Here is a 23,800-nt window from a genome sequence, read left to right on the forward strand (position 1 = left end):
GGTGAACCGCCTTTTCAAAACGGTTCAACCATATCCTTTACAATCCGATTTCATGCGCGAAGGGCGGATTTGCGCCAGCTCGCGAGACGGTCACCGCAGCAGCCTTTGCGCCGAGCGCCAAAGCCTTCCTGATTTGCTCTTCCGTCAGCGAAGCGACCTGCGCCTTCGTCAGAAGCCCCTGCATTTTCAGCGAGGCGAGAATGCCGGCGTCGAAGGTGTCGCCCGCGCCGACGGTATCGACGACCTCCACCCGCTCGGAAGCCACTTCCACCTTGAAATTGGCGGTGTAACCGACCGCACCCTTGGCGCCACGGGTCACGACGACCAGTTTCGCGCCGTGATGCAGCCAGTGGCGAGCGAGCGTGTCCTCGTCACCTTCCAGACCGAACCACTCGAGGTCTTCGTCAGAGAATTTCACGATATCAGACATGGCAGCCATACGGCGGATGCGGGCCATATGCGACTGCTTGTCCTTGATGAAACCGGGGCGGATATTCGGATCGAGGGAGATGACTCGGCTTTGATGTTCGCGCACCATAAGCGCCTCATAGGTGCTGCCGCAGGGTTCCGGAATGAGGCTGATCGCGCCGAAATGCAGCGCCTCGCAATCGGCGCCCAAGGCCGGAAGCTCGGCCTCGGTGATCATCCGGCCGGCGGTGTTTTCGTCATAAAAGGCGTAGGTGGCATGGCCATCGACGAGCTTGACAAAGGCGATGGTGGTCGGCCGCGAAAGTGTTGCGCAATAGCTGAAATCCACGTTGCTCGCCCGCAGGGTTGTCCGCAGGATATCGCCCATCATGTCATCGGAAAGACCCGTGAAGAACGCGGACGGGACGCCGAGACGCCCGAGCGCAATGGCCGTGTTGAAGACCGCTCCGCCTGCATAGGGGGCAAAACCCGCCTCACCCAGCGTCGTCTGCCGGGGCAGCATGTCGATCAGGGCTTCACCACAACACAGGATCATTACGGTCCTCCTCAAACAGCAAATCAAATGGACTTAAATCGATTTAGACGAAGATCGATCGGAAGGCCAGCCACAAGCTGGCTGGCCGCATCCGAAATTAAGATTGCGGCAATTCGCTGACGCCGCCGCGCTTTGCAGACCAAGCCAGCGGGTTATCGAGGAAGGCCTCGACCTCCGACAGGGTCTTTTCGTCGAACAGCTTTTCAGCCCGGGCAACAGCCAGAACATCGCGCCAGGTCGTGAGATAATGCAGCTTGACATTGCCATTGGCGAAGCGCGCTTCGGCCTGTTCGAAAATGCCGTAATAGAAGAGCGCAATACCGTGATCGACAATGCCGCCTGCCGCGCGGATGGCGTCGATGAAGGTGAACATCGAGCCGCCGGCCGTCGTCAGGTCCTCAATGACGAGCACGCGCGCGCCTTCCGGCATATGGCCTTCGATCTGGGCGTTGCGGCCATGGCCCTTTGGCTTCTTGCGGCAATAGATCATCGGCAGGCCAAGACGCTCAGCAAGGAAAGCCGCGAAGGGAATGCCCGCCGTTTCACCGCCCGCGACGCAGTCGAATTTCTCGAAGCCGGCCTCGCGCATCACCGCCGCTGCCGCAAAATCCATTGCCGCCGAGCGAATGCGCGGGAAGGAAATGAGCTTGCGCATGTCGATATAAACGGGACTCTTCATGCCAGAAGCGAAGGTGTACGGGCTTTCCGAATTGAAGTGGACCGCCTTGATTTCCCACAACATCTTCGCAACCAGTTCTGCAACGACAGTGCGGTCAGTGAATGTGAAATGGTTCATAGGCGTTCTCCTTTTTCGGCCTTGGTTTATCGCTCCGAAAACCGGGGCCAGTTTTCGGAAAGCACAACGTCTCGGTTCAGCATTGCAGACGTCCGCAGGCGGCACCGGAACTTATGGATGCCTGTGGACCATAACAAAACCGCCGGCATTGCCGGCGGTCATCAAAAAAATCAGCTCACGTCCCAATGAAGCGGGAACATCGGATCAAATACGGTCACCGGCCCGGCGCCCGTCTCGATCTTGGCGGGAAACGACACCGGCTCATCGCGCTTCACCAGCGTGATGGTCTCCTCATTTGGCGCCAACCCGTACCAGGCTGGGCCGTTGAGGGAAGCGAAGGCTTCCAGCTTGTCGAGAGCGTTTTCCTGCTCGAAGACATGCGCAAGACAGCTCATGGTGTTGATCGAGGTATATATGCCGGCGCAGCCGCAGGCGCATTCCTTCAGCGGATCGACATGCGGGGCGGAATCGGTGCCGAGGAAGAAGCGGGCATCACCCGAAATCGCGGCCGCACGGAGTGCCAACCGGTGCTCCTCGCGCTTTGCGACGGGCAGGCAGTAATAATGCGGCTTGATACCGCCGACCAGAATGGCGTTGCGGTTGATGATGAGATGGTGAGTGGTGATGGAACCGGCGAGATTGGCCTTGGACGACTTTATGTAGTCCACGCCATCGCGGGTGGTAATGTGCTCCATCGTCACCTTGAGCTCAGGCAGGCGCTGGCGCAGCGGCTCCAGAACCGTGTCGATGAAAGCTTTCTCGCGGTCGAAAATATCGACCTCCGGCGTCGTCACCTCGCCATGCACGCAAAGCGGCAGGCCGATCTTCGCCATGCGTTCCAGAACCGGCATCGCCTTGTTGAAGTCGCGCACGCCGCCGTGGGAATTGGTGGTCGCGCCGGCCGGATAGAGCTTCACGGCGGTGATAAGGCCACTTTTCTTGCCCTCTTCCACGTCGTCGGCCTGCGTGTCCTCGGTGAGATAAAGCGTCATCAGCGGCTCGAAACGGTCGCCCGCAGGAATGGCCTTGACGATGCGTTCTCGATAAGCTCGGGCATCGGCGCAGGTGACCACCGGTGGCACCAGGTTCGGCATGATGATTGCGCGGGCGAAATGGCGGCTCGTATCTCCGATCACGCCTTCCAGCATGGCGCCATCGCGCAGATGCAGATGCCAGTCATCAGGGCGGCGAAGGGTGAGCGACTTCATCGGGATACCTCGGAGCATGACGGAATTGGCGCCCGCTTAGCATCTTTCGTCACAGGAAAACAGCCGCCGAGAGGCATCGGGCGGCTGTAAATGTCATTTTTTTGAAGCGAGCCTCAGATGCCGCCCGCTTCGGGACCCCACACATCCGTCATGGCAAAGCCGTCCGCAAAGGGATCGAAGGGGTCAAGGCCGACCTGGTGCAGCCCGAAGGTGAAACCGCGGCCGGCAATGGTGGGAATGACCGCCGGACGACCTGCCACTTCGGTGACGGCGGAAAGGCCGACATCGAATTCCGAACCGATGATCGAACGGGATTTGTATTCGTCTCCCACCTTCACCTTGCCGCGCGCATAAAGCGTGGCGAGATTGGCGGAATTGCCGGTACCGCAGGGCGAGCGATCCGCCCGGCCCGGCCACATGGTGGTGCAGGTGCGGATGGAACCATCGGCATCCACATCGCGGAACATCACATAGGCCACGCCTGATATGGCGGGGATTTCGGGATGCACGACCGTCATTTCACTGTTGACGAGGTCCTTGAGGATCATGCCCGCAGCAACCAGTTTCGCTGCATTGGCCTTTTCGATGGTCAGGCCGATCTGGCGCACATCGACCAGCGCGTAAAAGATGCCGCCATAGGAAATATCCATCGTCACCTTGCCCCATTCGGGCGTGTCGATGGTCACATCCAGCTCATGCACGAAGGACGGCACCATGGTCAGCTTGACCTTTTCGCAGCGCCCGTCGCGGCATGTGGCGGTGGCCTTGACCAGACCGGCGGCCGTTTCCAGAATGACGACCGTTTCCGGTTCCTGCATCTCCACCATGCCGCTTTCCAGAAGTGCTGTCGTCGCGCAGATGGAATTGGAGCCGGAACTGGCATGCGCCTGATCCGGCTGGAGAATGACGAAGGCTGTATGGGCATCCGGGTGCTTCGGCGGCAGCAGAAGATTGACTGACCCCATGGGCGTGCCACGCGGCTCCAGAGTCAGAAAGCGGCGCAGGGCTTCCCCTTTTGGATCGGTATTCATCCAGTTAAGCTGCTCGGCCACGGTGTTGCCGGGAATTTTCGGCGCGCCGCCGGTGACGACACGGCCGATTTCGCCTTCGCAATGAACATCGAGAAGCTGCAGGGTGCGTTTCCAACGCATGGGATCTTACTCCGGAAGTTGAGCTGTTGACCGGACCATATAGGTAAAAATACAAGCTGTATACAAATCTGCGCGAGCTGGATGGCGAAAATCGCTTATGGTTTTCGCCATCCAGTTCTCATCATGATCTAGCGATTTCGGCACTCCGCCCGGTTACGATTGGCGGCGGCGTCGCAATTCACTCGCGAAGACTGAACTGCCTGATCGTCCACCACGGAGCCGGCCGTATCACCAACCGATCCGACGGTGTTTTCAACAGAGCGGCCGAGCCTCTCCACCTGCCTGCCGTAATTTTCACGCGTGCGCGGATCGAAAACCGCAATGGGCGCGCTGACCACGACGCTTGCCGCCGTTCCGACAGTTTGCGCGGCACCGATGCTGACCGCGCCCAGCGCCTCCCCCAGACCGACATCGGAATCCGTCACAGTCTGGCCGGCAATGAGGCGGTCGCCGATCAGGCGCACGACTTCAGGGCTTTCTGCAAATTTGCCGTGGTTCAACCGGTCACCGGATTGCAGCTTGGTCAGATCGAGAACAGTGATGCCAGCCTTTTCCAGCTGGCTGCGATAGGGTTCGACGGAAGGGTCGATCTGGCCCAGACGGTCGACATTGCCGGAAATGCGGCGCGACAGGCTGAGCGCACGGTCATCCTGCGAGACGAACAGGGTGAATTTCGGCGGCGCCTTGCCGAAGCTGGCGAACTGCCGGCTGAACACGTCCACATCGAGATCTGGTGCTGCCAGAATGACATTGCTGATCTTCGGATCGACGCGGCCGTTGCGGATGGCCATCTGGCGCAGCGCCTCCACGGCAAGCCATGTGCCCATGGAATGCGCCATGACCGTGACCTCGCCGATCGACTTGTCCTTTGCCAGACGGGTCAGCATTTCCTCAAGCGCATCGCGCGAGTAATTGGTGCTTTCCTTGTCGTAATTATAGTCGAAAATACTCGCCCGTGACGGCCATGTGAAAACCACAGGCACGACATCCGAGCCGGAATCATAGACGATCTGCGCAAAGCGATAGACCGATTCCTCGTAACGATTGTTGAAACCGTGCACGAAGACCAGAACGCGGCGGTCCTTATGGATATGTTTGCTGATCCAGCTTTTCGTCTCCGCTTCGGAACGAACAGGCTCAACCGCCACCGTGGTGAAATCCTTCAGAGGGTTAGGCGGCAGCTTCTTCGGCCACTGCACCTGCCCGACCTTGCGGTTGGCCTTGGGCGGAATGGAGATGGTGACGGCATCGACCTTCAAGCCGGTTCCGCGTTCGCCGCCGAAAAGCACGGCGGCATTGTCCGAGGGAGCTCGCGTGGTGGCGACCAGGAGATTGACGGGCGTGGTTCCCGCCACGGTCTGCCCTGTTGGCGTCATGACCCCGATGGGACGCCCCCCGCAGCCAGCGAGCAGGGCAACAATCGCGATTATGGCTACGAAGCGGATGGGCATCACATCATTCTCCTGCAACCCAAAGGCAGCCGGATAGCGGCCAGAGGACAGGAATTTCTACCGGAGGCGGAACTGCCGCGCCAGCAACCATCGCGCAAGCGCGGAGATTTCCGCACCGGTGTGTCCAAACAGACCCAATTTTCCCGCCTTGCGGAGCCGGGAGACGTGATTGTAACGTGCAGGCGAGTTCTATCGCTGCGGCAGCATTGTGCCCCTTTCGCGAAGGGCATTGTGCCAGGACAGCGCCTCTTCAATGAGGTGCGGCGTATGTCCGCCACGTGCCACTGCCCGCTGGAAATAGTCCGTCAGGGCATCGCGATAGTGGGGATGCACGCAATTTGCGATAATGACAGCAGCGCGCTCACGCGGGGCAAGGCCGCGCAGATCGGCCAGCCCGATTTCCGTGACCAGAATATCCACATCATGTTCGGTATGGTCGACATGGCTGACCATCGGCACGACGCTGGAGATGGCGCCGCCCTTGGCAATCGACTTGGTGACGAAGATGGACATATAGGCGTTGCGGGCAAAATCCCCCGAGCCGCCAATGCCGTTCATCATGTGAGTGCCACCGACATGAGTGGAATTGACGTTCCCGTAAATATCGAACTCCAGCGCGGTGTTGATGCCGATGATGCCGAGGCGGCGGATGACCTCCGGGTGATTGCTGACCTCCTGCGGACGCAGGATCAGCCTGCTCTTGTAATCGGCCAGTCGCGGCATGACCCGTTCGTTCATGGCAGAGGAGAGCGTGATCGATGAACCGGAGGCGAAAGTCAGCTTGCCCGCGTCGAAAAGCTCGAAGGTCGAATCCTGCAGAACTTCCGAATACATTTTGAGATCGTGAAACGGCGTATCGATGAAACCGTGCATGACGGCATTTGCGATGGTGCCGATACCGGCCTGCAACGGCTGGAGTTCGTGGGTCATGCGGCCATGACGGACCTCATTCAGCAGGAATTCGGTGAGATGGCCGGCAATCGCCTTGGTCTCGTCATCAGGTGGCAGCACCGTCGAAAAACTGTCGCTCTTGTCGCTCAGGACGATTGCGGCGATTTTTTCCGGCGGCACCGGAATGAACGGCAGACCGACGCGGCTGTCCGTTGCCACCACCGGAATGGGCATGCGGGTGGGGCGTTTTGCGGGGATGAAAATATCATGCAACCCCTCGAGAACGTCGGGTTGCGACAGGTTGATCTCAACGATGACCTTTTCGGCCAGAATGGCAAAGCTCGCCGAATTACCGACGGATGTGGTGGGCACGATACCGCCGTCCGCCGTAATCGCCACCGCCTCGATGATGGCAACATCGACGCCGTGGATCTGGCCGCCGCGCAATTGCTCGACCGTTTCAGAAAGGTGCTGGTCGATGAACATCACCTTGCCGTCATTGATCGCCTTGCGCAAAGCGGGGTCGGACTGAAACGGCATACGGCGCGCCAGCATGCCCGCCTCCACCATGGTCTTGTCGAGATCATTGCCAAGCGATGCACCGGTCATCAGGGTGATCTTCATCGGGTGCGTCTTCGCACGCTCGGCCAGCGCCAGCGGTACCGCCTTTGCTTCGCCGGCCCGCGTAAAGCCGCTCATGCCCACCGTCATGCCATCCTGAATGAGGCCGGCAGCCTCTTCGGCGCTGACGATCCTGTTCAAGAGGGACGCGTTGCGGATACGCTTTTCAAGCATGCACTTCTCCATGATCTGCATTCCAGATGGCGCGTCACGTGGCTGGCCACCTCACCAGTGACTATGGCGCGGAGTTTCAACGATGAAACTGACATAGATCAAGGGTGTGAACGGGACCATGGCTTTGATCCATCAAATCTGATCGACAGACCGCAAGTGGCGCATCGGCGCGACAGGCTGCGGGGCGATCGCAGCATCGCAGCCGACCGCAACCGCTGATGAGGCGTATGGATCGCCTCGTCGCATACCGGAGGGTTGCCTCAGCTATTCAGGGGCCTTCGCATGCGGAGGCCTGACCCAGCACGACCTGCCCTACCTCGACATCATAGGCACGCATGCCGAATGTACCGAGGCTGATCACCCGGTAACAGGGGTTGCCGCCGGTCCACAGGGGATCGACAACCTCGATATCTGTGATGAAGCGATGCGCGCAGGCCTGGCCGGAACTATAGGCGATGCCTTCGGCGCTGGTGCCCGCCATCGGAACGTGGATATGGCCAAAAACAATATGGCGCACGCCGGCCGGATGTCTGCCTAGACGCTGCATAACCGCGCCGTCATCATGCATGCCGATGTTTTCGAAATGCCGGATACCGCAATCCATTGGCGGGTGGTGAACGAAAACCGTCACGGGAAGGTCGCCAGCGCCTTCAAGCGCCTTGTCCAGCCATGTCAGGCGATCCGCACCGTACATGCCGCCGATGACATCGGCCTCGTGGCTGTCGAGAAACAGCAGCCGGCCGAATTCGGTATCGATAAAGGACTGGATATAGCCGTTTTCATCCCGTGGCTGTTCGGGAAAAGCCGCCACGAATTCCGGACGGCGGTCGTGATTGCCGAGCATCAGCCGCACGGGCAAGGACACGGGCGCCAAAATGTCGCGAAGGAGTTCATAGGCCTCCGGCTCGCCGTAATTGCAAAGATCGCCCGTCATCACCAGAAGGTCGGCGTCTGCGTGTTTTTCGACAATATCTGATATCGCCGCGCGCAACTGCTTCTCGGGATCCACGCCGTTTATCGCGATGCCTGGCGGCAAAAGATGGGTGTCTGTAATCTGGATGATCTTCATTGTCGGTCTCTCTGCATAAAAATGGCTGCGGGAATGTGGTTCCCGCAGCCTTTTCGATGGTATCGCTTACTTCAGCAGGGCGTTGGTCTGCTCGACGATCTGCTTGAGACCAGCTTCCGGCGACACTTCACCGCGCATGACGGTGCCGATGATATCGCGCTGGGTGCGCCAGATGCGGACGGAATCGCCACCGGGATAACCGGCCCACGGCAGAGAACGATCAGCCTGCAGCGAAGCTGTCTTCACATTCGGGTTCTCGGCGTAATAGGGAGCCAGGAAGTCAGCGCCGGTTGCCAGCTTGTTGGTCGGCAGGTAGCCGGTGATGCGCACGATGGTGTTCTGCGCCTCGGGGCCGGTGATCCACTTCAGGTACTTCCACGCAGCATCCTGCTTGGCTTTTTCCTGCGTCAGTATAACGGCAGAGTTGCCGCCGGTCGGCACGCCGCCCTTTTCCTTGTTGTCGAGCGGGAAGGTTGCAGTCTTCAGTTTGAAGCGATCGCCAACCAGACCTTGGATTGTCTGAACGTGAGCGGGCGTCGAGAAGATGAAGCCGGTAAGGCCTGCACCGAACTGCTGGCGCGACTGGTCCCAGTCGAGCAGGTTCTGGCCACCTTCGGTGACGAACTGGCGGGTCATCTTCAGGGCGTTGAGGCCGATCTCGTTGTCGAACGCAACGGTCTTGGTCTTTTCGTCAACGAGCTTGCCGCCCTGTTCGAAAACAAGCGCCTGCCACAACCAGTCATCCGGCCAGCCATTGATGTCGTAGCTCATGCCCGCAAACTTTGGGTCGAGTGCCTTGATCTTCTTGGCGAGAGCGATCAGCTCCGGGAAGGTCGTCGGCATCTTGTCCGGGTCGCCGCCAGCCTTGGTGACGAGGTCGGAGTTGATGTAGATGATCGGCGAGGAAGCGTTGACCGGCAGGCCGTACTGCTTGCCGTCGATCTGGCCGAGAGCTGCCATCTTCGGGCTGTAGTTCTTGTCGAGGAAGGCCTGACCGCCTTCAGCCTGGATGAAGGGGCTAAGATCGGTGATCTGGTTACGCGGTGCGAGCGTGTGCACCAGTTCCGCCGTCAGATTGTAACCCGAGAAATAAACATCGGGCAGATTGCCGGTGACGGCGGAGCGCAAGACCTGCTGCTGGCCTTCATTGTAGCCTGCGGCCGGAGCGAGGAAGTTGATCTTCACATCCGGGTTCTTCTTCATGAATTCATCGGCCAGCGGCTGATGAAATTTCGTGAAACCCGGCAGGTTGTAGAGAACGTTCAGCGTGATTTCGTTGGCAAGAACCGGCGTTGCGAGGCCTGCAAAGGCCACTCCGAGTGCCAGACCGCCCATCAGAGCGCGTCGGTTGATTTTCATGTCATTCTCCAAAATGGGTTGGGAGGAGGAGTTCGAACGACGTCACTTGACGCCGGTCATGGTAATACCGGCGATGAAATGCCGCCGTGCGAGGAGGAAGCACAGCACCATTGGCGCGGTAATCAGTGTTGCGCCCGCCATCAGGGCACCGTAATTGGCGCCGGATTCGACATCCGCAAAAAGCATCATGCCGAGCGGCGGCGGGGCGAGATTGGTGTCGGAGACCACGATCATCGGCCAATAAAGGTCGTTCCAGTGGGCGACGAGCGAGAAGATCGAGAAAGCCGCGAGCGAAGGCAGCGAGCCGCGCAGCACCAGTCCCCAACAAATCTCCATTTCCGAAAAACCATCCATGCGGGCCGCTTCGATGATTTCATCCGGGTAGCTGCGGAAGGACTGGTTGAACAGGAAAATGGCGAAGACCGACAGGAAGAACGGCATCATCATCGCGAAATAGGTGTTCAGCAGTTCCGTCTTCGCCAGACCGACGAAAAGCGGCAGGGCAAGTGCCTGAATTGGCACGCAGAGTGCCGCGATGATGAGACCCAGCAGCAGCTTGCGACCCGGAAACCTGAGCTTCGCCAGCGCATAGGCCGCTGGCACCGATGTCAGGACCTGTACGACGAGGATACCGACGCAGACGATGACGCCGTTCAGCATGAAACGTGCCATCGGCACCTGGCTCGCTGCGCGGGTATAGTTTTCAACGGCATCGAATTTCGCCGGGATCGGCCAGAGCGAGACGTCGAATATTTCCGCAGGCGAGCGGATCGACGTCAACATCATCCAGTAGAACGGCAGGAGCATCACGAAAGCGCCGAGTGCCAGCACGAGATGCGGGAAGTATTTGCGGAGCGCGGCCATCAGTAGTGCACCTTCCGGTCCATATGCAGCGTCTGGCCGATCGAGAGGATCAACACGATAGCGAGGAAGATCACCGTCAGCGCAGCGGCATAACCGGTGTTGGAATATTCGAACCCTTCAAGATAGAGATCGAAAAGCAGGGTTTCGGAACCGAAGCGGCCCTTGGTCAGCACGGCAACCGTCTCGAACACCTTGAAGGCCGAGATCGAGGTGGTGACCACCACGAACATCGTCGTCGGCCCCAGCATCGGCCAAGTCACCGTCAGGAACCGGTCGATCGGGTTTTTCGCGCCGTCCAGCCTCGATGCCTCGTGCAGATCCTTCGAAATGGCGGTGAGGCCGGCGAGGAACAGCACCATGTTGAAGCCCAGAACCTGCCAGACACCCATCAGCGCCATGGTGGGAATGAGCAGGACCGGGTTGGAGAGGAACGCGACGGGCTCGAAGCCGAACCACTTGATCGCCGCATTCACCGGGCCAAGCGAAGGATGCAGCAGAAATTGCCACACGGTCGCCATGGCGACGAGCGTTGCGGTGACGGGCAGGAAATAAGCGACTTCCCAGAAGGCACGGCTGCGCTTGCGATTATAAACGAGCAAAGCCACGCCGAGCGCCAGGAACACGCCGAAGGGAATGACGATGACCGCATAAATGGCGGTATTCGCCAGCGCGCGCAGGAAGACCGGGTCGTGGAAAGCCTTCACGAAATTGTCGAGACCCACAAAGCGGGTGGAGAGTGCGCCGAGCTTGTAATCTGTGAGGGAAAAACCGGCCAGAACGAATATGGGAACGATATAGATCGCCAAAAGCAGCAGACTTGCCGGTGCCGCGAACATCAAGCCACGCCAGATCATCCGCCGGTCCGCCTTCGAGAGGCGCGGGCGAGACTTTGCGCCCGTGGCCGAGGAAAAATCAACCGCCGTCATGCCGGCACCATTTCACGCACCGTCGTCTTGCGACGCAGGCCGTCTGCGGCAAAAAGATGCACGCGCTCCGGCGCAAAGCCGAGGTTCATCACGCCGTTCTCATCGGCGCCCAACACCTCGCCCGCGGCCTGACGCAGGGTAATGGCGACGGTCTCGTCGCTCAGAAGACGGCAGTTCACGAAACGGTCCGCGCCATGGGTTTCGCTGCGGGTCACCCGCACCGCGAAGCCTTCCGCACCCGGGCGCAGATCCTCGGCGCGAAGGCCAAGCGTCGCCGGGCCGGCATCACGACCAGAAGCCTCGACGCCAAGATCGCGGCCGAAAGCCGTGACCTTACCTTCAGCATGAATTTCCACCGGCAGCAGGTTGATCGACGGCGTGCCAATGAAGCGCGCAACCGTCAGTGTCGCCGGTTTCCGGTAAAGCTCGTCCGGCGTGCCCAGTTGCTCTATACGACCTTCCGACATCAGCGCGATGCGGTCCGACATTGTCATCGCTTCGATCTGGTCATGGGTGACGTAGATAAACGTCGCGCCCAACCGCCGGTGCAGCCCGGCAAGCTCCTCGCGCATGTGGGCGCGAAGCTTTGCATCTAGGTTGGAGAGTGGTTCGTCCATGAGGAATGCGGCAGGCGAGCGCACCAGTGCCCGGGCTAGCGCCACGCGCTGGCGTTGGCCACCTGAAAGCTGGGCCGGCTTGCGGTCCAGCAGATGCGCGATCTGCAGGGTCTCGGCCGCATGTTCGACGGCAGCATCGATCTGGCGCAAAGTTTCGGCAGGCGCCGCAAATCTTCCGATCAGCGGCAAGCGTGCAGCAAGCGGCAGACGTCGCATCCGAAGCGGCGTCGCGATGTTCTGGCGCACGCTCATATGCGGATAAAGCGCGTAGGATTGAAACACCATCGCCAGATTGCGGTCACTTGGATCGATCTCCGTCACATCCTGACCGCCGATCGTCACCGAACCGCGATCCGGCGTTTCCAGCCCCGCGATGATGCGCAGCAGCGTTGACTTGCCGCAGCCGGACATGCCGACGAGGGACAAAAATTCTCCGGGACGGATGGAAAGATCGATCTCTTTCAGAACATCGTCAGCTCCAAAGCCTTTTCCGATACCCGAAAGTTCAAGTGATTGTGGCGTCATTCTGCGCTCCTTTTCTGGAGCGCATATGCTTATATTGTATGACAATATGACGAAGGTTTGCAGAAAGTTCCGTGACACTGAAAAGCCCGGCAATCCCGGCTCATCGCCATGCCTTGCGATACCGACCTTCACAAAAAACCGCTAATATCAGGGGGCAGTTCGACTATCCGAGCTCGACGCTTGTTCACCGGCCCTGCGAGCCTCGCGGGCCCGGTTTCTAAACGGCTGCTAGAATCACATGAGCCTGAATTTTGGTGACGACTTCGTCGCTGCCATAGCGCGCTTCAATTGCGGATGCCGCGCAGTCCGTCGCGGCTTCAAGTTTTCCCGGCGCTCTGGCTTCGATTTCGGTCCGGAGAACGGTTCCCTGACAATAGGCGATGGCAGGAATGCGCGGTGACGATGCACGGCTTTGCGCCGCTATCGTCTCGATCACCACCCGAGAGAAGCCGGCACTTTCCAGCTCACCACGAATCAATGTCGTATCGTGGTAGCCGTGCGGGGTGCGGACCATGAAGCGCGGCGGATCGTCGGGAAACAGGCTTGCAAGGGCGTTCGTCACGTCATTCGCGAGATGATTCTCCTCGATGCGGTCCCATACGTTGAATAAATAATGGCCGCCGGGCTTCAGCACCCTCTTCGCTTCGCGATAGGCAGACGGGCGGTCGGGAAAAAACATTGCACCGAACTGGCAGATAACGAGATCGAAAGCAGCATTTTCGAACGGCAGCGCCTGAGCGTCGGCTTGGCGCCACTGTATGCGATTGTTGGGCACCTGGCGCGACGCCGCAAAGTCGAGCATCGGCTGGTTGAGGTCTGTCACGACATAGTTTGCCGCGGGCGGTAATCCTGGTGCCAGTTCACGCGTGACAACCCCGGTACCTGCGGCGATTTCCAGAACATTGATCGGCGTCAACGCCGCCGCCCGCCGTGCCAGATCGCGGGCGAATGGCTCGAAAATCAACGGCACCATATAGCGGTCGTAGTTTTCTGGGATAGAGCCGGCAAAAACCTTGTCCGTTTCCAACATGGCTTTCACCCTGCGGTCAGCTGATGACCCCGGAACTTTAGCACATATAAGGGAAATTCGGAATCTGTTCGGCCACGTGGGTTTTACGGATATGCCAACGGTGCCGATATTCTATCTGCATGACTAAAAGCCTTGAGTAAAGGCCGTGTCATAGTATTTTTGTGGGAAGAGAAATGGCGCACCCGAAGAGATTCGAACTCCTGACCCCCAGATTCGTAGTCTGGTGCTCTATCCAGCTGAGCTACGGGTGCGTGCCGTTCCGGTCATTTCCGGTGGCGTGGCGATCCTCTAAAACGTCCTCATTCCGATTGCAAGCGATTTCGTTTCGAAATTGTCATTTTTCCGCAGCAATTCATGTATCTTATTGATTATACTAGAAATTCCATCAAGGGCATTTTTGAGTGGCCATATGGGGCGAATATTCCGGGAGGTGCGGCGATTGTGCAGGACCTTCTTCAGGCGAAGTGATCAGGCGGTCCGAGCGGCGTGTACGGAGGCGGCGCGGTCGGCGATCTCAATGCGAAACTGCGTGCCGGGACCGGGTTTTTCGACAAGCGCTATCGTGCCGCCATGGGCAAGCACAAGTTCCCGCGCAATCACGAGGCCGAGACCGGTGCCGCCGGATCGGGCCGATCCCCTGAAGGCGGAAAACAGGTTCTCTTTCGCCTTGCGCGGCATTCCCGGCCCGTTGTCGTCTATCACGATGCTGACGACGTTGCCGGCCCTCTGGGCTGCAATCGACAGATGCCGAGGTGACGCGTTCGCCGTGTCGGATTGCAGTGCCTGAACGGCGTTGCGACAGAGATTGTGGATCACCCGGAAAAGCTGCTCGGCATCCGCATCGACGGTGAGATCGGGCGGCACGCTATCGTGAAACTCGATGCCGCTTTCCGGATCGAGCGCCAGAATGTCACGCACATCCCGCACCAGAAGACTTAACTGCACCGTCTTGCGTTTCGGCGCGCCCTCCGTCGCCTGCCCGTAGGCCAGAACCTCGGTTGTATAGGCCACGGCGCGGTCGATCGTGCGCAGCAGTTTCGGCGCAAAGCTCCTGACCATCGGATCCTTGGCGTCCACCAGCCGGTCCGACATAAGCTGTGCGGATGACAGGATATTGCGCATGTCGTGGTTGATCTTCGAAACCGCCAGACCGAGATCCACGAGGTTTTTCTGTTGCCGCAGGGTTTTCTGCAACTCCGTCTGCATGTCGGCCAGGTGACGGCCCGCGACGGACAGCTCGTCGCTTCCCTCCTCCGGCACGAAAATCCGCTCGGGATTGCCCGGTTCCTCGGAAAAACGCTGCATGCCGAGCGTCAGGCGACGTATGGGCCGGATCATGATGCGGTTGATGGAAACGAAGATGAGACCGGCGGTGACAAGCGACAGGACGATGGAGATCAGGAAAACATTGCGGGCATAAGCCAGCATCGCCGCCCGTAGTTTGTTTTCACCCAGCACGAGTTCAATGATGGTGTCGCTGTCTCCGACCACATCGAAAACACGGATGACGCGATTGCCGCCAAACAGCAATGTGGAGAAGGCATCCCGCACCGCTGCCAGTTGCGAGACATCGGATAGATCATATTGCTCATCGACCCCGGGTGGCGTTTCCGCCACGGCAAGCAGGCGCGATGTGCCATCCTTGCGCAGCGCAATCAGCTTCGCCCCGGTGGCCATCAGCGTGTCGTTCTGCACGCTCCGCGGCAATTCGGCCTGCAAGCCATCGATCACCGCGCCGGCTGCTGCCGCCGTGTTCAGACGGTCCCGCAGCCATGAAAGGCGCATATTGGCGACCGAAGGCACGAAGATCAGCACTTCGGCAATCATCACGAAAATAACGGTGAGCAACAGCAGGCGCCCGGAAAGCCCCCCGGTCAATCCCGGCATGCAGTGCACCGGATTGTCTTCCGTGCCGTCCAAGCTGTCTACGCCTTTAGAAAACACCGGGCCCTGATCCTGTATGCGCGCCGCCGCTTCGGTGGAACGGCTCGGTTTATATGCAAGCACGATAATAGGACCTAACAGATATTTTTCAAATGCGTCGCAAAACAAACGTTTCCATCGCCTGAAAAACAAAACGCCGCCCGGGAGGGCGGCGTTTGACTTAGAACCGGTCTCAAGCGAAACCGCAGGCGGAATGGCTTAGAACTCCTGCCAGTCCCCGTTCGCTACGGCAGCGGCTGGTTGGGCGTTGAGAGCGCGGCTGACGCTGCTCATCAATTTACGTGCCGGAGAGGCCACGGCCGCTGCCCTTCCGGACACCGCCACGGGCCGCATCGGCTGTTCTGCGCGAGAGCGGATCTGACCATCCTCTACGCCGACCTTGAAGCGCGACACCAGCGTGACGAGATGGCCCGCCTCACCGCTCAGCTTGTGGGTTGCGGCCGAGGTTTCCTCGACCATTGCGGCATTGCGCTGCGTCACCTGATCCATCTGGTTGATGGCGGTATTCACCTCATGCAAGCCGGTCGACTGTTCCCGCGCCGCCGTGGCGATCGAATGGATATGTTCGTTGATGGCCAGAACGCGGGTCTCGATCTCGCCCAGCGCGCTGCCGGTTCTCTGCACCAGCGACACACCGCGACCGACCTCTTCGCCGGACTTGGTGATCAGCGCCTTGATGTCCTTCGCAGCCGTCGCGGAGCGTTGCGCCAGTTCACGCACTTCCTGTGCGACGACAGCGAAGCCCTTGCCCGCCTCACCCGCACGCGCAGCCTCAACGCCGGCGTTCAGCGCCAGGAGGTTGGTCTGAAAGGCGATCTCGTCAATGACATTGATGATCTGGCTGATTTCCCGCGAGGCATGCTCGATCCGATCCATGGCTGAGACGGCATCGCGCACGACATTGGCGGATTCTGCCGTCTTCTGCTTGGTCTCGGCAACCATGGTGCTGGCTTCCTGAGCCCGATCCGTGGAATTGCGAACGACGGCGGTGATTTCGTCGAGGGCGGCGGAGGTTTCCTCCAGTGCCGCAGCCTGCTGTTCCGTCCGCTTCGAAAGGTCGTCGGCCGCCGAACGCAATTCGTTCGCATTGCCGCTGATGCCTTCCGTGCTGGTGCGCACTTCCCGCATCGTCTCCCGCAGCTTGGCCAGCGTCTCGTTGACATTGGTCTGGAGCTCGGCGAAGACGCCGCGGAACTCGCCATCCATCTTTTCCGTCAGATCGCCCCGCGCCAGACCTTCGATGACGCGGCTGGTCTCGGAAACACCATTGTCCACGCCGGTGAGCAGGGCATTGATCGTCGCAGCGAAACGATTGAGGTTTTCGTCGCCGTAATCCTTGTTGATGCGGCGGCTGAAATCGCCCTGGGCCGCAGCGTCGACGACAACGGCCATGCCGGCCTGCAGGTCATCGCTCTTGGCACGCATGGCGGTTTCCTGCGCATTCATGCGGCGCACTTCACGACCGTTCTTCTTGAAGACTTCGACTGCCGCTGCCATTTCGCCGATTTCGTCGGTCCGGCCGAGATAGGGAACGTCCGCGTCCAGATTTCCGTCCGCAACGGCATTCATCACTTCCGAAACCTTGCGGATGGGCGCGCTCAGCTGCCGCGCTCCGATGTAGAGGCCGAACGCCGCGCCGGCCAATATGCCGCTGCCGGTGACGATGATGACCAGCCAGAAGGTCGTCGTTACAAACCCGTCGATGCCCGCCTTGACGGCTTCAAGCCCGGCGATGTCATTCTTCACGACAGCATCGATTTCCGCCTGATAGGCTTTGCGGTTGGCCCGGTTCGCGTCGTTGTTACCCTGCTGGTTGGCGGCCTGCGGGCCGGCCTCGCGGGCAAGCCGCGCCGTTTCCAGACGGAAGGCCTTGAATTCCTTGAAGCGACTGGAGAGATTGTCGAAGGCCGCCTTCTGTTCTGCCGGAACGAGAGGGGTCCAGGTTGCGATCAGCTTCTCCATGGCGTCGAGGTTCTTGACGATGCCATCGGCAAAAGGTGCCGCCTTTTCGATATCGGGCGCAGCGTAGACCCCGCGCGCCTCCATGACGACCGCAGTCACAAGCCGGTTCAGCGCTTCACCCTTATAGGCGCGCTCCGCTGCCTTTTCGTATCCGACCGTGCGCACCTGAAACTCGCTGACCGCATATATGGACAGGCCGCCGATGGTGCAGGCCACAAGGCTCATAAGCCCGACAAGAAGATTGATACGACCGCGAATTCTCAATTTCGTTCCCCCAAAAGCCAGCCGCACGATGGAAAATGGGAAGCTGGCATAACTTTTCCCATCACAACATTTATCAATGCCGCCTTAAGAAAGAATTTCAGAATTTACCGATCGTGCGATCGGAATGCGCCCGCAGCGCCCGTGAGCGAAGCCGATTTCATGGCGCTTCCGCAAAAGGTGAAGCGCGAAAACCCCTTCGGCAATTGACTTTGCTCGGCCTATGCCCTTATAAGCCGCGCACGCTCGGCCATTAAAAGCTCGCCCAGGCGGGGTTAGCCGTGCAAAAAACGAAACGCTCTTGCAAATAGTGCAAATTCAAGAAGGGCCGCACACCGCGGTATTAAATAAATGTCGAAGCGTACATTCCAGCCATCCAAGCTTGTTCGCAAGCGTCGTCATGGTTTCCGTGCCCGTATGGCTACTGCCGGCGGTCGCAAAGTTCTCGCAGCCCGCCGTGCGCGCGGCCGCGCAAGTCTGTCGGCTTAATTGCCGTCTCTGTGGCCCGATGAAAGTCGCGGGCACATGAGCAAGACAAAAAAACTGCCCGGCCGGCTTAAAAACCGGTCGGATTTTCTTGCCGTGCAGACGGGGGAAAAGCGTCGGGGAGGCACCTTTCTTCTGGAGGTCCTCGACAGGAAAACCCCGGAAACCGAACCTCGGGTCGGTTTCACCGTAACGAAAAGACAAGGCAACGCGGTCGAGCGAAATCGCATGCGCCGCCGTCTCAAGGAAGCCGTCAGGCTTTCTGCCGGATTCGCAATGAAGCCCGGCCATGACTATGTGATTGTCGCCCGCAGGGACGTGCTCGAGACGGCCTTCCCAAAACTTCAGTCTCTCCTTACCGAGCGAATTGAAGGAACGGCGAAACCGAAACGGTCCCAGGACACCCGCTCCAGGAAAGAATGATGGAAAAGAACCGCAATTACTTCATCGCGATAGCCCTTTCGGTTGTCATCGTCCTCGCCTGGCAATTCCTTTACATGAATCCGCGCATCGAGCAGCAGCGCCGCGCCGAAGAGGCCCGCCAGGCGCAGCAGCAGACAACGCAGCAACAGCCGGCACCGGGTGCCGCACCCGGCGTGACCGTCGACGGCGCACCGCCTGCCTCCTCCACGCAGGCCGCCGCCACGGCGACGCGTGAAGAGGCGATTGCAAAAAGCCAGCGTGTGGCCATCGACACCAACGCCATCGCCGGCTCGATCAATCTGACCGGCGCCCGCTTCGATGACATCCGGCTCAAGGGCTACCATGAGACCGTCGATGACTCGAGCCCGATCATCACGCTGTTTTCGCCTTCCGACACCAAGGACGGCTATTTCACCGAACTCGGTTACGTTGGCGGTGCCGATGCCGGCAGCGTTCCCGGTCCTGCGACCGTGTGGACACTCGCAAGCGGCGACAAGCTGACGGAGACCACACCGGTTACCCTGAAGTATACCAACCAGAATGGCGTCGTTTTCTCCCGTACCGTTTCGATCGACCAGCATTACATGATCACGGTCAACGACAAGGTCGAGAACCCCGGGCAGGCGCCCGTCTCCTTTGCCACCTACGGCCGCGTGACGCGCAACAACAAGCCGGCAATACCGCCCGTTTTCGTCATCCATGAAGGCTTCCTCGGCGTCTCGGGCAAAGACGGCAGCCTGACGGAAGAAAAATACAAGGATGTCGAAGAAACCCCGGTAACGATTGCCAAGGCGACCGGCGGCTGGCTCGGCATCACCGACAAATATTGGGCCGCTGCCATTGTGCCGCCGCAGATGACGCCGTTCGAAACGCGTTACTCGCACATCAAGGGCAATCAGCCGAGCTACCAGGCCGATTTCAAGAGCGACACGATGACGGTCGAACCCGGCCAGTCCATCGAACTGAAGAGCCTTGTCTTCGCCGGTGCCAAGGAAGTGCCGCTGGTTGACCGCTATGAAACCGAATATTCCATTCCGAAGTTCGACCTGTTGATCGACTGGGGCTGGTTCTACTTCATCACCAAGCCGATGTTCAAAATGATGGATTTCTTCTTCCGTTATTTTGGCAACTTCGGTGTGGCCATCCTGCTGACCACCATCGTCGTCAAGGCTCTCTTCTTCCCGCTCGCCAGCAAGCAATATGCATCCATGGCGAACATGAAGCGCATGCAGCCGAAGATGGAAGAGCTGAAGGCCAAGCATGGCGATGACCGCATGGCCATGCAGCAGGCGATGATGCAGCTCTACAAGGAAGAGAAGATCAATCCGGTTGCCGGCTGCTGGCCGATGCTGCTGCAGATTCCGGTCTTCTTCGCGCTCTACAAGGTCATCTACGTCACCATCGAAATGCGGCATGCACCGTTCTTCGGCTGGATTCACGACCTTTCCGCGCCAGATCCGACCTCGCTGTTCAACCTGTTCGGCCTTCTGCCCTACGACGTGCCGCACTTCCTGATGATCGGCGTCTGGCCGCTCGTCATGGGCATCACGATGTTCCTGCAGATGCGCATGAACCCGACCCCACCCGATCCGACACAGGCGATGATCTTCACCTGGATGCCGCTGATCTTCACCTTCATGCTGGCTTCGTTCCCCGCCGGTCTGGTTATCTACTGGGCATGGAACAACACGCTGTCGATCTCGCAGCAGGCCCTCATCATGAAGCGTCACGGTGCCAAGATCGAACTGTTCGATAATCTCAAAGGGCTATTCAAGCGAAAGCCGGTGCAATCGAAATGAGTGAAACCGGCCCGGCAACCGAAAAGCCCCTCTTCGGGCGACCCTGGATATTCATTCGCGGCGTTCCCGCGATGAAATTCCTGCCGCCCGAAGGCCCGCCGGAGATTGCCTTCGCCGGACGTTCGAATGTCGGCAAGTCTTCGCTCATCAATGCGCTCGTGGGCCACAAAGGCCTTGCCCGCACCTCCAACACACCCGGACGCACGCAGGAACTGAACTACTTCGTTCCTGAGGGTTATTCCGGCGAGCCGGGCGACCTGCCGCCGATGGCGCTGGTCGATATGCCGGGTTACGGCTATGCGCAGGCGCCGAAGGACCATGTCGATGCGTGGACGAAGCTCGTCTTCGATTACCTGCGTGGACGTGCGACGCTGAAGCGCGTCTACGTGCTGATCGATTCCCGCCACGGAATAAAAAAGAACGACGAGGAGGTTCTTGGCCTGCTCGACAAGGCGGCCGTGTCCTATCAGGTCGTGCTGACGAAGACGGACAAGATCAAGGACGTTGGCGTTCCCCGGCTGATCAGTGAAACGCTGGAGAAAATCCGCAAGCGTCCCGCCGCCTATCCGGAAGTTCTCGCTACCTCTTCGGAAAAATCCTTCGGGCTGGATAGCCTGCGCGCCGAGATCGTACGAACGGTCTCGCTCTAAAAGACCATCGCCTTCAGGCGATGGTGAAAAGCAGGACGGCGGTCCACAGCATCGCCGTCAATGCCAGAAGCCGCCAGAAACGCACGGAATTCCACACCTCCAGAAGCATCGCGGCGAATATGCTGCCATTGCGAAGCGGCTGGCCCTTGAATGGCAGACCGGAGCGAAGCGGATCCCTGTCAAGCAGGGCTGCGACGCCCGCTCTTTCTCGATATTCGGTTTCCGCCAGATTGTCCCGCCAGCGCCTGACCATGGCCGCAAACTGGCGGTCGCGTTTGACGCGTTTTGCAAGCTCCGCCATGCTTTCCGGTGGCAAGGCACCCAGCACATATTCGCCAGCGAGTACTTCGTCCCGCAAACCGCTTTGCTTGTCTCGATCCGGTACGGTCATATGTTTTCAAACTCCTCGGTCGTTCAGGCCAGCATCGTTTTTTGCGATGCGCAACGATCCTCCGTCGCCCTGCTGAATAACCCCTCCCCTGCTCGCCACAAGGCTGGTCCGATTGGTGCTTTATGTCAATCTCATTACGCGCCGCAGGCCGCCCAAAAGCGGAATTTTACTATGCGCCGACACAATATGGCCCGGAGGTTACTTCATTCATTCACCCCGCGCATTCACCTGTCCTTGCTAACGCATCGACATGTCGAATCTGCGCATCCTGCACCGCAAAAATCGATTCCGATTTTTGCGCCGATGCTGTAGAGCGATGAAAGGCTCTCAAGGGCCGCAACCACAGACCGAGGTTTTTCCATGACTGCTTCCGAAAGCGAGACTCAGGCGCGGCTGCTCGCACAGGCTCTGCCCTTTATGCAGAAATATGAGAACAAGACCATCGTGGTGAAATATGGCGGTCATGCCATGGGCGACTCCACACTTGGAAAGGCTTTTGCGGAAGATATCGCCCTGTTGAAGCAGTCCGGTATCAACCCCATCGTCGTGCACGGCGGCGGCCCGCAGATCGGCGCGATGCTGACGAAGATGGGCATTGAATCGAAGTTCGAAAGCGGCTTGCGCGTTACCGATGCCAAGACAGTCGAGATCGTCGAAATGGTTCTGGCCGGCTCGATCAACAAGGAGATCGTCGCGCTCATCAACCAGACGGGCGAATGGGCCATTGGCCTGTGCGGCAAGGACGGCAACATGGTCTTCGCCGAAAAGGCCAAAAAGACCGTCGTCGATCCCGACAGCAATATCGAGCGCGTTCTCGATCTTGGTTTTGTCGGTGAAGTCGTCGAGGTCGACCGCACCCTGCTCGACCTGCTTGCCAAGTCGGAGATGATCCCGGTCATCGCCCCCGTCGCTCCCGGTCGCGATGGCGCCACCTACAACATCAATGCCGACACCTTTGCCGGCGCCATTGCTGGTGCGCTCAACGCCACCCGCCTGCTGTTCCTCACCGATGTGCCCGGCGTGCTCGACAAGAACAAGGAACTCATCAAGGAACTGACGGTCTCCCAGGCGCGTGCGCTGATCAAGGACGGCACGATTTCCGGCGGCATGATCCCGAAGGTCGAGACCTGCATCGAGGCCATCAAGGCCGGTGTTCAGGGCGTGGTGATCCTCAACGGCAAGACCGCCCATTCCGTTCTTCTGGAAATCTTCACGGAAGGCGCGGGCACGCTCATCGTGCCCTGATACGGTTCATGTGGCGGACGGGAATGCCTGTCCGCCACGACGACAATTTCAGCCGAATATCAGAAGCGACAGCACGCCCAGCACGATCAGCAGGCAGCCCGAGAGTTCCAGCCGGTTGATCTTTTCCTTGAAGAAGAGCACGGTCGAGGCGAAGGCGAAGAGCATCTCCACCTGCGCCAGCGCCTTGACCACGGCCGCCTGCTGCAACGTCATCGCCGTGAACCAGCCAAATGACGCCGTGGCCCCCACGAAACCGACCGCAAGCGACGGTTTCCATGCCTTCGCGATCCGCCGCAATTCGTCCCTCTCCCGCCATACGATCCACAAGAACATCGCCAAGGTCTGCGTCACGATGACAACGACGAGGGTAAAGCCGGCCTGCATCACCGCATCCGGTGCCGGCAGGCTGGGTGCTAGCGCCAGCGAGGCCGAACGGTAAGCGACAGACGACAGGCCGAAAAAAGCCCCCGAGGCGAGGCCGATGCCCGCCGTCCGGCTGAAGATGGAGGTGAGAATGGAGGCAGGGGTCACTTCCGTGCGTGCAACCGAAATCAGCATGACGCCGGCCACCGAAATAGCGATGGCCGCAAGAGTGCCGCAATTGACGCTTTCGCCAACGAAAATCAGCGCAAACAATGCCGCCTGCGCCGGCTCAGTTCGGGAATAGGCCGTGCCAACCGCGAAGTTTCGGAAGGAAAACAGGTGCACCAACAGGAAAGTGGCGGCGATCTGCGCCATGGCCCCGACCATCGCCCAGACAGCGAATGACATGTTCGGCACCGGCAGCGGCCGGCCAAGTACACCATGCAGAAAACCGAGATAGGCAAGAGCGAAGGGCATTCCAAAAACGAAGCGCACGAAAGTTGCGCCCGTGGTGCCCATCATGCCCTTCAGGTGCTTTTGCAGGGTCGAGCGCAGGTTCTGCAAGAACGCGCTTGCGAAGGTTATGCCTATCCAGAGTTCCATGATCTTGGCGGTATCATGCGCTGGAGG

Annotated in this window: 21 protein-coding genes and 1 tRNA gene; 5 read left to right on the top strand and 17 right to left on the bottom strand. The window is 59.4% G+C overall.

Annotated elements, in window-relative coordinates; genetic code table 11:
* Window positions 1-37: 37 nt before the first annotated feature.
* The 15 genes from ACQZ6D_RS15720 to ACQZ6D_RS15790 all read right to left on the bottom strand — a co-directional run bounded on the left by ACQZ6D_RS15720 (window position 38) and on the right by ACQZ6D_RS15790 (window position 17,816).
* Window positions 38-964, bottom strand: coding sequence for a carbohydrate kinase family protein (locus ACQZ6D_RS15720; RefSeq protein WP_003514875.1), 927 nt, complete (start codon window positions 962-964; stop codon window positions 38-40).
* A gap of 97 nt (window positions 965-1,061) precedes the next feature.
* On the bottom strand, window positions 1,062-1,760 hold the full coding sequence (locus ACQZ6D_RS15725) for an orotate phosphoribosyltransferase (protein ID WP_111790138.1): 699 nt from the start codon (window positions 1,758-1,760) through the stop codon (window positions 1,062-1,064).
* 170 nt (window positions 1,761-1,930) lie between these two features.
* Window positions 1,931-2,968, bottom strand: a complete 1,038-nt coding sequence (gene pyrC / locus ACQZ6D_RS15730; RefSeq protein WP_013635404.1) for a dihydroorotase — start codon at window positions 2,966-2,968, stop codon at window positions 1,931-1,933.
* 113 nt (window positions 2,969-3,081) lie between these two features.
* Complete coding sequence (locus ACQZ6D_RS15735; RefSeq protein WP_038489725.1) at window positions 3,082-4,119, bottom strand: 4-hydroxyproline epimerase; 1,038 nt, start codon at window positions 4,117-4,119, stop codon at window positions 3,082-3,084.
* A gap of 128 nt (window positions 4,120-4,247) precedes the next feature.
* On the bottom strand, window positions 4,248-5,570 hold the full coding sequence (locus ACQZ6D_RS15740) for an alpha/beta hydrolase (protein WP_013635402.1): 1,323 nt from the start codon (window positions 5,568-5,570) through the stop codon (window positions 4,248-4,250).
* Between the two features lie 189 nt (window positions 5,571-5,759).
* Complete coding sequence (locus ACQZ6D_RS15745; RefSeq protein WP_003514866.1) at window positions 5,760-7,256, bottom strand: acetyl-CoA hydrolase/transferase family protein; 1,497 nt, start codon at window positions 7,254-7,256, stop codon at window positions 5,760-5,762.
* A gap of 268 nt (window positions 7,257-7,524) precedes the next feature.
* The gene (locus ACQZ6D_RS15750; protein WP_065703764.1) at window positions 7,525-8,325 is read right to left on the bottom strand and encodes a phosphodiesterase; all 801 of its coding nucleotides are present in this window, start codon (window positions 8,323-8,325) and stop codon (window positions 7,525-7,527) included.
* 66 nt (window positions 8,326-8,391) lie between these two features.
* The gene (locus tag ACQZ6D_RS15755) at window positions 8,392-9,684 is read right to left on the bottom strand and encodes an ABC transporter substrate-binding protein (RefSeq protein ID WP_025592292.1); all 1,293 of its coding nucleotides are present in this window, start codon (window positions 9,682-9,684) and stop codon (window positions 8,392-8,394) included.
* A gap of 42 nt (window positions 9,685-9,726) precedes the next feature.
* Window positions 9,727-10,548, bottom strand: coding sequence for a carbohydrate ABC transporter permease (locus ACQZ6D_RS15760; protein WP_003514860.1), 822 nt, complete (start codon window positions 10,546-10,548; stop codon window positions 9,727-9,729).
* On the bottom strand, window positions 10,548-11,474 hold the full coding sequence (locus ACQZ6D_RS15765; protein ID WP_121556373.1) for a carbohydrate ABC transporter permease: 927 nt from the start codon (window positions 11,472-11,474) through the stop codon (window positions 10,548-10,550). The genes ACQZ6D_RS15760 and ACQZ6D_RS15765 overlap by 1 nt, the downstream gene beginning before the upstream one ends.
* Window positions 11,471-12,616: an ABC transporter ATP-binding protein gene (locus ACQZ6D_RS15770; RefSeq protein ID WP_448729821.1), complete on the bottom strand. Its 1,146-nt coding sequence runs from the start codon at window positions 12,614-12,616 to the stop codon at window positions 11,471-11,473. Before ACQZ6D_RS15770 ends, ACQZ6D_RS15765 begins: the two co-directional genes overlap by 4 nt.
* A 217-nt stretch (window positions 12,617-12,833) precedes the next feature.
* A complete protein-coding gene (locus ACQZ6D_RS15775; RefSeq protein WP_306624797.1) occupies window positions 12,834-13,646 on the bottom strand; it encodes a class I SAM-dependent methyltransferase in 813 nt (270 codons plus the stop codon).
* A 174-nt stretch (window positions 13,647-13,820) separates the two neighbouring features.
* Window positions 13,821-13,897 (bottom strand) — tRNA-Arg (locus ACQZ6D_RS15780).
* Window positions 13,898-14,114: 217 nt separating this feature from the next.
* Window positions 14,115-15,533 carry a sensor histidine kinase gene (locus ACQZ6D_RS15785; protein WP_034501842.1) on the bottom strand — a complete coding sequence of 473 codons (1,419 nt, stop codon included), beginning with the start codon at window positions 15,531-15,533 and terminating at the stop codon, window positions 14,115-14,117.
* Between the two features lie 255 nt (window positions 15,534-15,788).
* Window positions 15,789-17,816 carry a methyl-accepting chemotaxis protein gene (locus tag ACQZ6D_RS15790; protein ID WP_448729822.1) on the bottom strand — a complete coding sequence of 676 codons (2,028 nt, stop codon included), beginning with the start codon at window positions 17,814-17,816 and terminating at the stop codon, window positions 15,789-15,791.
* Window positions 17,817-18,164: 348 nt separating this feature from the next.
* On the opposite strand from ACQZ6D_RS15790, the gene rpmH reads away from it, so the two are divergent.
* From rpmH to yihA, 4 genes are read left to right on the top strand one after another with little or no spacing between them, the layout of a single operon-like run.
* The gene (gene rpmH / locus ACQZ6D_RS15795; protein WP_013635393.1) at window positions 18,165-18,302 is read left to right on the top strand and encodes a 50S ribosomal protein L34; all 138 of its coding nucleotides are present in this window, start codon (window positions 18,165-18,167) and stop codon (window positions 18,300-18,302) included.
* Between the two features lie 36 nt (window positions 18,303-18,338).
* On the top strand, window positions 18,339-18,722 hold the full coding sequence (gene rnpA, locus ACQZ6D_RS15800; RefSeq protein WP_003514841.1) for a ribonuclease P protein component: 384 nt from the start codon (window positions 18,339-18,341) through the stop codon (window positions 18,720-18,722).
* The gene (gene yidC / locus ACQZ6D_RS15805) at window positions 18,722-20,521 is read left to right on the top strand and encodes a membrane protein insertase YidC (RefSeq protein ID WP_003514840.1); all 1,800 of its coding nucleotides are present in this window, start codon (window positions 18,722-18,724) and stop codon (window positions 20,519-20,521) included. The genes rnpA and yidC overlap by 1 nt, the downstream gene beginning before the upstream one ends.
* Window positions 20,518-21,171, top strand: coding sequence for a ribosome biogenesis GTP-binding protein YihA/YsxC (gene yihA / locus ACQZ6D_RS15810; RefSeq protein WP_003514838.1), 654 nt, complete (start codon window positions 20,518-20,520; stop codon window positions 21,169-21,171). The genes yidC and yihA overlap by 4 nt, the downstream gene beginning before the upstream one ends.
* Before the next feature lie 13 nt (window positions 21,172-21,184).
* Here yihA and ACQZ6D_RS15815 read toward each other — a convergent pair whose 3' ends face one another.
* On the bottom strand, window positions 21,185-21,562 hold the full coding sequence (locus ACQZ6D_RS15815; protein ID WP_003514836.1) for a hypothetical protein: 378 nt from the start codon (window positions 21,560-21,562) through the stop codon (window positions 21,185-21,187).
* Window positions 21,563-21,922: 360 nt separating this feature from the next.
* Between ACQZ6D_RS15815 and argB the strand changes: the two genes are divergently transcribed.
* On the top strand, window positions 21,923-22,807 hold the full coding sequence (gene argB, locus ACQZ6D_RS15820; RefSeq protein ID WP_003514834.1) for an acetylglutamate kinase: 885 nt from the start codon (window positions 21,923-21,925) through the stop codon (window positions 22,805-22,807).
* Between the two features lie 48 nt (window positions 22,808-22,855).
* Here argB and ACQZ6D_RS15825 read toward each other — a convergent pair whose 3' ends face one another.
* A complete protein-coding gene (locus ACQZ6D_RS15825; RefSeq protein WP_448729823.1) occupies window positions 22,856-23,773 on the bottom strand; it encodes an EamA family transporter in 918 nt (305 codons plus the stop codon).
* Between the last annotated feature and the right edge of the window lie 27 nt (window positions 23,774-23,800).

This window comes from Agrobacterium sp. 22-3639C2 (genome assembly GCF_053522105.1).